The 13,571-nt window shown below is 31.5% G+C and carries 6 protein-coding genes; all 6 read left to right on the plus strand.

Annotated features, from left to right (window positions below):
* Nucleotides 1–66 precede the first annotated feature (66 nt).
* The 6 genes from L3X37_RS01590 to lacZ all read left to right on the plus strand — a co-directional run bounded on the left by L3X37_RS01590 (nucleotide 67) and on the right by lacZ (nucleotide 13,570).
* Nucleotides 67–3,441 carry a VCBS repeat-containing protein gene (locus L3X37_RS01590; protein WP_237238421.1) on the plus strand — a complete coding sequence of 1,125 codons (3,375 nt, stop codon included), beginning with the start codon at nucleotides 67–69 and terminating at the stop codon, nucleotides 3,439–3,441.
* A gap of 77 nt (nucleotides 3,442–3,518) precedes the next feature.
* The gene (locus L3X37_RS01595; RefSeq protein WP_237238422.1) at nucleotides 3,519–4,940 is read left to right on the plus strand and encodes an arylsulfotransferase family protein; all 1,422 of its coding nucleotides are present in this window, start codon (nucleotides 3,519–3,521) and stop codon (nucleotides 4,938–4,940) included.
* 286 nt (nucleotides 4,941–5,226) lie between these two features.
* Nucleotides 5,227–6,693 carry a sulfatase-like hydrolase/transferase gene (locus tag L3X37_RS01600; protein WP_237238423.1) on the plus strand — a complete coding sequence of 489 codons (1,467 nt, stop codon included), beginning with the start codon at nucleotides 5,227–5,229 and terminating at the stop codon, nucleotides 6,691–6,693.
* A 220-nt stretch (nucleotides 6,694–6,913) separates the two neighbouring features.
* The gene (locus L3X37_RS01605; protein ID WP_237238424.1) at nucleotides 6,914–8,029 is read left to right on the plus strand and encodes an NHL repeat-containing protein; all 1,116 of its coding nucleotides are present in this window, start codon (nucleotides 6,914–6,916) and stop codon (nucleotides 8,027–8,029) included.
* A gap of 437 nt (nucleotides 8,030–8,466) precedes the next feature.
* Nucleotides 8,467–10,452 carry an MGH1-like glycoside hydrolase domain-containing protein gene (locus tag L3X37_RS01610; protein WP_237238425.1) on the plus strand — a complete coding sequence of 662 codons (1,986 nt, stop codon included), beginning with the start codon at nucleotides 8,467–8,469 and terminating at the stop codon, nucleotides 10,450–10,452.
* 4 nt (nucleotides 10,453–10,456) lie between these two features.
* The gene (gene lacZ / locus L3X37_RS01615; protein WP_237238426.1) at nucleotides 10,457–13,570 is read left to right on the plus strand and encodes a beta-galactosidase, LacZ type; all 3,114 of its coding nucleotides are present in this window, start codon (nucleotides 10,457–10,459) and stop codon (nucleotides 13,568–13,570) included.
* The last annotated feature ends 1 nt before the right edge of the window (nucleotide 13,571 follow it).

Raw genomic sequence — 13,571 nt, forward strand, 5'->3', positions numbered from 1 at the left:
TTAGTGCGTATAAACTAAAATTAAAAATTAACAAACAACCAATTTCTAAAAAAAAATACTACTTTAATGAATAGTCAAATTAAGATGAAATATTTTTCTAAATTGTTTTTATTGCTTTTTCTTGTTTTTTATCAATGCATTGATAAAAAACAAGAAAAAGTTCTAATAGTAGGTAATAATAAAGCAGAAGACATACCTTTATTTAGTTTAATAGAAGGAGATTCTATAGGTATAGGGTTTAAAAATCTTTTACCTGAAGATGAAAAAATGAACAGTATTTTTTACGAATATTTTTATAATGGAGGAGGAGTTTCTGTTGCCGATATTGATGGAGATAATTTACCTGAACTTTTTTTTACAGGTAATTTAGCACATAATAAGTTATATAAGAACCTTGGAAACTTTAGATTTAAAGATATAACAAAGGAAGTGGGGCTGTGGGATTCTCCTAGTTGGACAACTGGTACAACTATGGTAGATATTAATAATGATGGTATTCAGGATATTTATGTTTGCCGATCGGGTAAACTGGATGAGGATAAAAGGAGGAATCTTTTTTTTGTTTCACATAAAAAGGGAAATACCTTTAGTTACATAGAAAAAGCCAAACAATATGGCATAGATGATCCTGGATTTTCAACCCAAGCCCTTTTTTTTGATTATGATCGTGATAACGATTTAGATGTCTTTATTCTTAACCATAACGTTTTTATAGATGCTACCTATGATGATTTAAGTAAAATAAGAGAGAAAAGAGACCCTTATGTGGGCGATCACTTGTACCGTAACGATAATGGTAAATTTGTTGATGTCTCTCTAGCATCTGGTATTATAGGTAATTCTATTGGGTTTGGTCTTGGGGTATCTGCAGGAGATGTTAATAACGATGGTTGGCCAGACGTATTTGTTGCAAATGATTATTCAGAGCATGATTACCTTTATATAAACCAAGGGGATGGAACTTTTAAAGAATCCTTGAAATCTATGGTAGACCATATTTCCAATTTCTCTATGGGATCAGATATAGCAGATATCAATAATGATGGTTGGGCCGATATTATTACATTAGATATGGTTGCAGAGGATAACTATGGTATAAAAACCAGTATGAGCGGTATGAATCCTAAAGCATTTAACCAAGCAGTAACGAACGGCTTTCACTATCAATATATGTTCAATACTTTACAATTGAATAATGGGAATAATCATTTCAGCGATATAGCTCAAATGGCAGGACTTTCCAATACAGATTGGAGTTGGGCGCCATTAATAGCGGATTTTGATAATGATGGTTATAAGGATATTTTTATAACCAATGGACTAAAACGAGATTTTAGGAATAATGATTATCAAAAATATAGAATTAAAAAATTGGAAGAAGCTGAAAAAAATAATGTAAAAGATAAAGCTTCACTTATAAAGGAATTAGTCAATTTAACTCCCATGAGAAAAAAGGAGAATTACCTTTTTAAGAATAATGGTGATTTAAGGTTTACTAAAATGAACAGAAAATGGGGAATTAATCAAAAAACATTTTCAAATGGAGCTGCATATGCTGATTTGGATAATGATGGAGATCTAGATTTAATAGTAAACAATGTTGATGAATCCCCAACAATTTACCAAAATAACTTACCAATAAATGAGCAAAATTTTTTGGATATAACATTTATTGGACCTAAAAATAATACAAACGGCATAGGATCCAAGGTTATTGTTAGATATAATGGGGAAGAACAAGTACAAGAATATTACCCTACTAGAGGATATCAGTCTTCGGTAAGTTGTGGAGTGCATTTTGGATTAGGAAGAGCCAATATAATAGATGAAGTACTTCTTATTTGGGCAGATGGCAGATATGAAACAATTAAAAATGTAAAAGTAAACCAAAAAATTATTGGCTATTACAGCAATGCTTCTAATAACTATGATTTTTCAAATATACAAGCCAAAACAGATAAGCAAATATTTACAGATTGTACTGAAGATTATGATATTAAATATTGTCATCAGGAGAATAATTATGACGATTTTGAAAAAGAAAGTTTGTTGCCGCATAAAATGTCCCAATTTGGTCCTGCTTTGTGTGTAGGAGATATAAATGGAGATAATCTTGACGATTTTTATATAGGTGGAGCACATACTTTTTCAGGAGCGTTATATGTACAAACAGAAGAGGGAACATTTAAAAAAACCAATAAGGTATTGTGGCATAAAGAAAAGGATTATGAAGATTTAGATGCTTCTTTTTTTGATGCAGATAACGATGGTGATTTAGATCTTTATGTTGTTAGTGGGGGGAATGAATTTTCAAAAAATAATAGTTTATACGAAGATAGGCTTTACAAAAATGATGGAAAAGGAAATTTTGTTAGAGACAAAAAAGTATTGCCACGCATATTTAATAGTGGTTCTGTAGTTAAACCATACGACTATGATAATGATGGAGATTTAGACCTTTTTATAGGTGGCAGATTATCACCCTCTAAATATCCTTTTTCAACGTCATCTACAATATTACAAAACAATAAAGGCGTTTTTACAGATGTTACAAAGCAAATAGCCCCAGAATTGGAAGATTTAGGTATGGTTACCGATGCCATATGGTCTGATTTTGATCGAGATGGCGATGTAGATTTATTTATTGTAGGAGAATGGATGCCGATTACAGTTTTCGAAAACACTAATGGCAGTTATAAGAAACAAATTCCTAAGGGTCTTGAGAACTCAAATGGATGGTGGTTTGGAGTTGCTGGAGAAGATTTTGATCGTGATGGGGATATTGATTTTATTGTTGGGAATCTAGGACTAAATTATAAGTATAAAGCAACAATTGACGAACCCTTTGAAGTTTATTCTAATGATTTTGATAATAATGGTTCATTAGATATAGTACTTGGATATTATAATCAAGGTAATTTATTTCCATTAAGAGGAAGACAGTGCTCATCAAACCAAATGCCATTTATTAAGAAAAAATTTCCAACATATGATGCTTTTGCCAAAGCAAACCTTTATGATGTTTATGATGAAAATAGTCTCAAGGAATCCCTTCATAAGAAAGTATATACATTTGCATCATCTGTTATTTATAATCAAGGTAATGGTGAGTTTACCATTGAAGAATTGCCAGAACTAGCGCAATTATCTTCTATAAATTCTATATTAGTAGATGATTATAATAAAGATTCAATTAATGATGTAATAATTGCTGGTAACCTTTATAGTTCGGAAGTAGAGACAACAAGAAACGATGCGGGATATGGATTATTACTAACTGTAGATAATAAAGGAATGTTTAAACCCCAAAATTATGTTTCTTCAGGCTTAGCTTTGTATGGAGATGTTAAAAAAATGAGAAAAATAAAAATCAAAAACAAGTATTCAGCAGTTTTAGTTGCTAAAAATAATAATTGTCTTCAATTAATTAAAGTCAATTAATTTACTATTAATTAAATTCAATTCAACTGAAATATAAGTTGTCTTTAATTGTTTATGCAGCAATTAAATTTGTTTCATTGCAAAGAAAACACAAACCAAGTATGTCTATATTAAATAAATGCACCAAAGAGTTTATTTTAGTAACTATTTTTATTGCCCAATTTTTTATAGCATGTGGGCCACCAAAATGTAAGGAAGATATAATTGTAAAACATGATGGTCATTTACAAAAGGATAATCAATTAAGATATGATATATCAATAAGTACAGTAAGTAAAGGTGATGTAATTATAAAATATTGGAAAACGAACGAAAAAGGTAAATCTTTTTTTTCAAAAAAGTCGATTGATACTACTGAGCATCTAATAACGTTGTCCTTACTCAATGAGAATGAAAATTACAGTTATAAAGTTTTATTTAACAATGATAAATGCTTTTCAGAAACTAAACCATACTCGTTTTCTACAAATGAAATTAATGTCCCTATAACACCTTTAACTTGGGAAAAATTTACTAAGTCTTCATACAATGGATACATTCTTTTACAAAGAAGAAGTTGGAATGGGAATGTACACCTATTAGATCCTGATGGGAAGATTGTTTGGTATCAGCGATTTGAAGGAGAGCCCAAGGTGTCGCATTGGACTAATGAAAATAAAATTTTGGTGATACTTGGTAATGATGCACACAAGAATAGTAGCGGAAGTGAAATAATGGAATACGATTTATCTGGAAATAGGACCCTTTATTTTGGAGGACATAATTTCCCATATGAGGCCCATCATGAAGTTAGACTAACGCCTCAAGGCTATATTGCAACATTAGCTTATGAAAGTAGGGTTTATGATTTAAGTACAATTGGAGGAAATGCTAGCCAATCAATTACAGGAGATTGCATAGTTATTTTAGACAGAGAAGGGAACTTAAAGTGGAAATGGTCTGTTTTTGATCATCTTGATCCTAGATTAGACCCTAATATTTTAGAACACATGGATGATTGGGGTCATGCTAATGCTTTTTCTTATGATATTGATGGCAATATTTTAATTTCTTTTAGGGATTGGAATCAAATATGGAAGATAGATAATAAAAGCGGAGAAATTATATGGAAGTTTGGGCAAAATGGGGATTTCAACATTGATAAGAATTATTATTTTAGCGCTCAGCATGACATTCATATTAATCCATTTAAAGAATATATGATTTTTGATAATGGTAAAGAAAAAAGAAAAACGCGATTACTGTCTTTTAAATTGAATGAAATTAATAAGACTGCTTATCCTAGGTTATGCTTGGAAATGCCAGATGAGTTTTATGCAGATAGAATGGGGAGTTCGTATGTTATAAATAAAAACAATCTACTAGTTTGTATACCAAGATCTAGAAAAATATTAGTTATGGATAAAAAGGGAAAAGTTCTTTGTCAAGCACATGTTGGAATTCCTGACCCTTACAGGGCAGAGTATATACCAATAGAAAAGCTAATTAATAATAAATAGTTTAAGCTGATCATTGCCATGTCGTAATATTCATATAAGGTTGTGTAAAGGTGTTTTGTTAAATTTTCTATAAAAAAAAATTTCAACTTTGTTTTTAACGTTGACATCATGTTTTTTAAAAGCAACAATTTTAGTTTAGTTTCTTGCAAAGCTGGTTTTGTGTCTTTTTAGATTGTTTGTAGTAATTCAATCAAAGTAAGTAAAGAATTTTAAATTAAAAATTATTGATATATATCTAAAATTATTAAATTAACTAGGAGTAAGTTTTTTATTCAAAAATAAATAAATGTATAGTATTAAAGTTGTATTTTTCTGTATCGCTCTATCAATGTTGTTATGTTGTAAAACAAAAGAGGATAATATTCAAAACATAAGTGAAGACTTGCCTAACATAATATTAATAGTAGCCGATGACTTGGGTTATGCAGATATGGGTTGTGCTAAACTTGCCAACGATGTTAGTACTCCAAATATAGACCGTATAGCAACAAGTGGGGTGCGTTTCCCACAGGCATATCAGTCTTCTCCTATTTGTAGTGTATCTAGGGTTGGGATGATAACGGGAATTTATCCACAGCGTTTAGGCTCTTATTGGTATAGTGCAGAGGGTTTGCACGATTCTAAATTTAAAACTATCCCAGAGTTATTAAGTCAAAAGCAATATAAATCAGGTTATGTGGGTAAAGTTCATTATGGAGATAATGATTCCGATATATCCAATCGAAGTTTCCCCTTAAATCATGGATTTGATTATTATTTTGGGCATACGTCTGCAAGAAAGCATTATATGAATCATAGAAAAGAGATTGAAGAGGATTTTTTAGAAGCAAAAAAAACATATAAAAGAAAAGGGCAAACGTTAAGACAAGGATCTCTTTGGGAAAACTATAAGCCTGTTGATACAACAGCTTTTTTAACAGAGCTAATAGGTCATCATTCTAGAGCATTTATTGAAAGAAATAAAGAGAGTAAGTTTTTTCTTCAAATTGCATTTAATGCAGTTCACAATTTCACGCATCAACTTCCTCAAAAATATATGGATAGCTTAAAAATTAAAGGGTACCATGATTGGAATCCTGAAAAGGAAGACTATTATGATTGGTATGTTAAAGGAAGATACCCCAACAATAAGGAAGGTCGGCAACACTATTTAGGGCAACTGTATTATTTAGATAGAGAAATTGGAAAACTTCTGGATTTACTTGAAACACAAGGCTTAAGAGAAAACACTCTAATTGTTTTCATTAGTGACAATGGAGGCTCAACTCCAATATATGCAAATAATTATCCTTTAAGAGGGTCTAAATATCTTCTATATGAAGGAGGAATGCGAACGCAGATGTTGGTTTCTTACCCTAAAAAATATCAAAAAGAGAAAGTATGTCAAAATATGGTAAGTGCAATGGATATTCTGCCTTCAATATGTGAAGCTACGGGTATTGAAATACCAAATTATGTAGATGGTATAAGTTTAGATGCCTTGTTACGCGGTAAGGATAAAGGGATACATCATGAAGTTTTGTACTGGGATACAGGTTATGAAATGGCTGTAAGAAAAGAAAATTGGAAACTACATAAGTCATTTAATGATGAGGAGGCTAAATACGAAATGGTAGAATTGGAACTTGGAGAATTCTTAATTGATCTTGATAATGATTTAGAAGAAAAATTCAATGTGATTAACGAAGAGACCAAAATAAAAAGAGAGCTAAATGATTTGTACCTTGGATGGAAAGCTTATGTAGCCAATTAATGAGTTTAATAAAAAAGAGAAAAGATTAAGCTATAAAGAAAAGCATTTTAATGTTAGATGATTAAGTGTAAAAAAATATTAAAGATTACGAAATTTTATTTGAGAATTTGAAAAGACCCTATAACAACATTGGGGACCGCTCCTTAATTTTTTAACAAGTCTTTGAACAATATAAATCTGGACTTAATACACAAGAGGTTAAATAATTAAATCAAAACACATGAATCCACGTAGAAACTTTATTAAAAAAACGGCTGCTTTAGGAGCAGTTGCTGTTATGCCTTCCACGTTTAACGTTAATATTATTAGAGGAGTTGCACCATCTGATGAAGATCTCATAATCGGTCATGGCGATTATAAATATAAAGTAGATAAAAAATGGGGAGAGCTAGACCCAGCAAAAGTACCTGTGGATAATTGTCATGAGATGGTGGTCGACTCTATGGGACGTATAATTTTATTGACCGATGAGCCCAAAAACAATTTGATTATCTACGACCAATCAGGTAATTTGATTGACGCGTATTGCAATCGATTTCCAGGCGGTCATGGACTTACCATAAACGATGAAGGAGGTGAAGAATTTTTGTATGTCACAGATAATGGATGGTTTCACGACCACAAGCGACCAGATGAGTTTAAATATTTTAGTGGAGATGGTTTTGTCTCAAAAATAAGTATGAAAGGAGAGTTGGTTTTTAATTTGGGGCATCCTCAAACCATTGGAATATATGAACCTAGCCAACAATTCAAACCCTCTGAAACCGCTGTAGCTCCCAATGGAGATATTTATGTTGCGGACGGTTACGGCTCAGACTTCATTATTCAGTACGATCAGCACGGAAAATACATCAGACACTTTGGAGGAAGTGATAACCCAGATCCCAATTACAGATTACAGAATGCACATGGCGTTACGGTAGATTTAAGAAACCCCGCCAATCCCCAACTTATAGTTACGTCGAGATCAGAATGCGCGTTCAAGTTTTTCACCATGGATGGTGTGTACAAAAAAACGGTTACTATTCCAGGTGCTATGGTTAACAGAGCTGTTATTCATGGGAAAAATATTTATGCTGGAGTATGTTGGTCAAGAATTGATGGTAAAGGCAAACATGGAACAGGTTATGTTACAATTTTGGATGAAAGCGATAAGGTAGTGTCCAACCCAGGTGGTCAAGCACCTAGGTATGTAGATGGTAAGTTACAACACCAAATACAAGAAGTTCCCTTTATAAAGCATGGTCATGATGTTTGTGTAGATGGTGATGAAAACCTTTACGTATGTCAATGGAATGGAGGTAGAACGTATCCCATTAAATTACAAAGAGTATAAAATACGCAACATTATGTTGCGGTGTAAACAAGAAGTAATCTTAGAGTGAACGGGGTATCTGATATCGTATTATTTTTGGTCGATTCTATCCGTTGGAGGTGAACTTTCTATATCATCTTTATTCTTTGTCTTTTGTAAGGCTATGTAAAGGTGTTTTTTAAGTTTTTGTGCGATAGATTTTACATCTTTGTTTATTATCCTATAGCATTAGGGGGCTTTATAAATTCTATTTTAAAGTTTGATTATATGTGTAATTATGGAAATAACTAGCCTTAAATTTAAATAATTAGTAGGCGAGTGTGTTTCTAAATGTTAAAAAATTGGTCTAGTTATAGATGAAATTGGTGAAATTAAAACATGCTAATTCTTTAAATCTGTTCATTATTCTGAGTAATTTTAAGATCAATTGTTTGTTCTTTAAAAGTGCCATTTTGTTAATGGTTCTGTTAATATTAACATCGTCGTGTGATAGAAAATTAGAAGTTATTGCGAACACAAGTAATGATAACAGGTTTCTGTCAGATGCTTTAAATTTTAAAGGTGTACCAGAAAGCCCACAAGATAGGAGTATTTCCAGTTTCTGTGACCTTGGTTCTTGGCATTCTTTTGCTTTGCCTGATGATAGTAAAGAATTTTATGGAAGTTTTATAGGACCTTTTTCCATGAATAGGGACAATGGTATTTGGCTGGGCAAAACATTTGCAAAGTTTATATTGTACAAAAAAAATAAAGAAGAAATACAATATGTGAGTGTTAATTTAAGTCAATATCCAGGCTTTTTAGAGCAACATATTGTTACAGAAATTAAGGGTTTGGAAGTAAACTTGAAATTATGGTTTAATTCCAATAAATCTATTTTTGTTTCCGCTACAGTTAGTAATAAATCTTCTGTGCCGATAGAACTTTTTATGGGTTGGAAAGGAGATGTATGGTTAGAAACGGCTCAGTTTAATTTAAACGAACAGCTTGAAGTTAATTTTTCAGATTCAGAATCGACCCATCAATATCATTTTGATAAGGATTTTAATACCGAAGTGTCCTCTACGGGAAAATTTTATAATAGTATAACTAAAAAGCCTTATAAAATTCTATCTAATTCATCAGAGAATATTAATTTGCTCTATGTATCACTTTTCAATAAACTTCAAAATAAAGAATCTCAATCAATAAATGATGATGCAGTAGCAGGTTCCTATAGCCAAACAATAAAACGTTGGAAATCTTATCATGACGCATTTCCTTACAAGCAGAATCATTGGTTGGATTCATTGAATTTTGAATTATTAAAAACAAAATCTATTCAAACCTTAATTGGAAATTGGAAAAGTGCTTCAGGAGAGTTAAGACATGATGGCTTGTTTCCTTCTTATTTGTACAAGGGGTTTAATGGTTTTTGGGCTTGGGATTCTTGGAAACATGCTGCAGCACTTGCTAGGTTTGAGCCCAAGTTGGCCAAAGATCAAATGTTAACTATGTTTTCTTATCAAGACAATGAAGGCATGATACCAGATTGTATATATCGTGATACCTTAATTCAAAAGCATAATTGGAGAGATACAAAACCTCCTCTTGCTACTTGGGCAGTAAACCAAATATTTGAAAAAACAAGTGATACCGCTTTCGTGGCAAAAATGTTTCCAAAATTAATCAAATATCATTATTGGTGGTATAAGAATAGAGATCATAATCGAAATAAATTATGTGAATATGGTTCTACAGATGGAACAAGAATTGCTGCAGCTTGGGAAAGTGGAATGGATAATGCCGTTAGATTTGATAATGCTTTATTAGTAAAAAACAACTCTAATGCATGGTCATTGAATCAGGAGTCAGTAGATTTAAACGCGTATCTTTTGGATGAAAAGAAACAGCTAATAAAACTAGCAAAAATATCCAATAATATGTCTTCTGTTGAAGTGTTAAAAAATGATTACAATGAGATTTCAATGTTATTTAATAATGCATTTTATAATACAGATGTAGGTTACTATTTTGATCGCCAATTAGAAAATAATCAATTGGTTAATATTATAGGACCAGAAGGCTGGTTGCCACTATGGTCAGGAATTGCAACATCAGAAACTGCAGAGTCAGTTAAGAATAAGATATTTGATGAGTCACTATTCTATTCTAAAATTCCGTTGCCCACATTAAATATATCTCATAAAGATTTTGATCCTGAAAATGGCTATTGGCGTGGCCCTGTATGGCTTGATCAAGCTTATTTTGCTATAATAGGTTTAGAAAACTATGGGTTTCATGAAGAAGCTAAAACACTAAAATTAAAACTTGTTAAAAATGCTGAGGGTTTATTAGATAAAGGTTACGCTATCCGAGAAAATTATCATCCAATTTCTGGAAAAGGATTAAACGCAAAACATTTTAGCTGGTCGGCAGCACATTTATTATTGTTAATTGAATAAACATATGAATTATAATTACACTTTTGTATATATCTTATTTATATCTGTATTTTTTTCGTGTCAACAAAGTAGTAATACGATACCAAATGATATTCGTAACCCACTTATACTATCAAAAAACACTTTAGAACCAAGGGCTACATTATTTTCTTTTGAAAATGAAGCATTGGCGATTTTGGATAATATGGAAAAATCTAAAAGATACTTATCCTTAAATGGTATATGGAAATTTCATTTAGCTAAATCACCAAATAATGTTATTAAAAATATAACAGATGCTAATTATCCATTAAATAACCTAGACGATATTTCTGTTCCAGGAAATTGGGAAGCTCAAGGTTTTGGTATTCCATATTATTTAGATGAAGAATACCCTTTTGATCCAAACCCTCCTCATACACCTATCGAGAATCCAGTAGGGGTATATAAACGTAAGTTTACTTTAGCAAATAATTGGGTAACTGATGGAAGAACGATTTTATACTTTGGGTCTGTTAAATCTGCTATGTACTTATGGGTTAATGGTGAAAAAGTTGGATTTGCTAAAGGAAGTAAAGTGCCTATTGAATTTGATATTACTGATTATTTAATGCAAGGAGAAAACGACCTTACAGCAGTTATTTATAGGTGGAGTGATGGTTCTTATTTAGAAGGTCAAGATACTTGGAGAGTAAGTGGAATAGAAAGAAATGTTTATTTATACAAAACACCAGATGTCCAAATAAGAGATGTTTTTTCAAAAGCTTCTCTAGATGAATCATTTAATAATGGTATACTAGATTTATCTATAGACATTCAAAAAAATAAAAAAGAGGCAGCCAATTTAAAGTTAGAAATAACTCTTTTTGACAATAAAGGTATGGACGTATGGAGTAAAGTTATTGAAAACCCTAAAGAGTCAAAAATTAATATAAAAGGGCTTATAGAAAAACCATTAAAATGGTCTGCGGAAACACCTAATCTATATCAATTAATTATAAAAAGCACTTCTAATGATAAAATATACGAGGTTGTAAAAATAGATGTAGGGTTTAGAAATATTGAAATTAAAGACAAACAATTATTAGTTAATGGAAAGCCTATTTATATAAAAGGAGTTAATAGATGCGAATGGGATCCTTATTTAGGCAGATATATGTCTAAAGAATTGATGCTGAAAGATATTACACTAATGAAGCAAAATAATATTAATGCAGTTCGTACAAGTCACTATCCTAATGATGAATATTGGTATAAGTTGTGTGATAAATATGGGCTTTATGTTATTGATGAAGCAAATATAGAAACCCATGGTATGCAGTTTCATGAGGAAAGTTACGAAAAACTCACCAATGATGATAATTGGACTAATGCTTTTTTAGATCGTGCAAAACGCATGGTAGAAAGAGATAAAAACCACCCTAGTATAATTGCATGGTCTATGGGTAACGAATCTGGAGATGGAAAAAATTTTGTTTCAATTTATAATTGGATTAAAGAAAAAGATTCTACCAGACCGGTACAATATCAAGAGGCATGGTATGAAAATCATACCGATATGGTGGTACCTATGTATAAGAATATAGATTTTATTTCAGATTTTGCGAAAAAAAATGATTCCCGCCCACTTATTTTATGTGAATATGCACACGCCATGGGAAATAGTGTAGGTAATTTACAGGACTATTGGGATGTAATGGAAAAACACAAAAATTTACAAGGTGGGTTTATTTGGGATTGGGTTGATCAAACATTTGCTATAAAAAACAAAGACGGTATTCCTATTTGGGGAGCAGGAGGAGATATGGGCGACCCTAGAACAATGAACGATTCTACATTTTGTGCAAACGGATTGCTTTATGCAGATAGAACACCATATCCATATTTAAAGGAAGTAAAGCATGTATATAGAAATATAAAAATAAAACCTAGAAATGTGTCTTCTGGTGAATTTACATTGCAAAACAACTTCTTTTTTACAAATACTGAAAACTTTAAAATAGAGTATTCTATATTAAAAGAAGGAGAAGTTGTCGGTAATGGCGTGGTTAATAAAATAGTTGTTGAACCAAATGACTCAACCAATTTTGTAATACCTATTACGAATCTTAAAGTAGACAAGAAGTATGATTATTATATTAATTTTGCAGTGCGTCAAATGGCTAACAACTCATTGGTGCCAGCAGATCATATAGTATCGAGAGATCAAATAATATTAAATAAAGGCATTCAAGGATATGTGACAAAGTTGGCAGGTACTTTGAAAGATAAAAATATTTCGAGTACTGACACGCAGCTTACTATTGCTAATAATAAATGGCGTATTGTATTTGATAAATCCAAAGGCTATTTAATTGAAATATCAGAAGATGACGAAAATTTTATAGAATCACCATTTAAGCCCAATTTTTGGAGAGCCCCAACAGATAACGATTTAGGTAATGGTTTACAAAAAAGAGCCGAAGTATGGAAAGATATAACATTAAACCATAAGCTTAAATACTTTAATTATGATTTAAAGGATAATAAAGTAAACATAACAACAACACATGTTTATAATGATGTTTTTGAGCAAATCACACATTATGTAATCGACGGTAACGGAAAAATTTCTGTTTCAGTAGTTGTAGAATCTGATAAAACTTTATCTGAGATACCTAGAATTGGAATGACCGGAATCTTTAAAGGGAGCCTTGACAAGGTTGAATGGTATGGTCGTGGACCAGAAGAAAATTATTGGGACAGAAAAACGGCATCATTTATAGGTAAATATAAGGAAGATATAGAAAAAATGAATACCAAATATATAAGACCACAGGAAAATGGAAACAGATCCGATGTTAGATGGTTTTTATTAGAAAACGATAAAGGAAAAGGGCTGAGATTTGAAAGCAATTCAGTATTTAACTTCAGTGTTTTTCCATTTTTATATAGTGAATTGTCGCATTATAATAAAGACACCAATAAACATGGTTCGGAAATTAAATCTTCAGGCATAACCTCCTTAAACATAGATTATCATCAAATGGGTGTTGGAGGAGATAATACATGGGGAGCAAAAACCCATGAAAAGTATACCATTAGACCCGGAATTTATAATTATTCATTTTCTATTTTACCATATAATAAACCCCATTAAT

This window comes from Wocania arenilitoris, assembly GCF_021728535.1.
GTDB lineage: Bacteria > Bacteroidota > Bacteroidia > Flavobacteriales > Flavobacteriaceae > Wocania_A > Wocania_A arenilitoris.

Excerpts from the sequence above, each read along its gene's own strand:
- L3X37_RS01605 (WP_237238424.1), top strand. The coding sequence starts at position 6,914 with ATGAATCCACGTAGAAACTTTATTAAAAAAACGGCTGCTTTAGGAGCA.
- L3X37_RS01590 (WP_237238421.1), top strand. The coding sequence starts at position 67 with ATGAATAGTCAAATTAAGATGAAATATTTTTCTAAATTGTTTTTATTG.
- L3X37_RS01600 (WP_237238423.1), top strand. The coding sequence starts at position 5,227 with ATGTATAGTATTAAAGTTGTATTTTTCTGTATCGCTCTATCAATGTTG.
- L3X37_RS01610 (WP_237238425.1), top strand. The coding sequence starts at position 8,467 with ATGGTTCTGTTAATATTAACATCGTCGTGTGATAGAAAATTAGAAGTT.
- lacZ (WP_237238426.1), top strand. The coding sequence starts at position 10,457 with ATGAATTATAATTACACTTTTGTATATATCTTATTTATATCTGTATTT.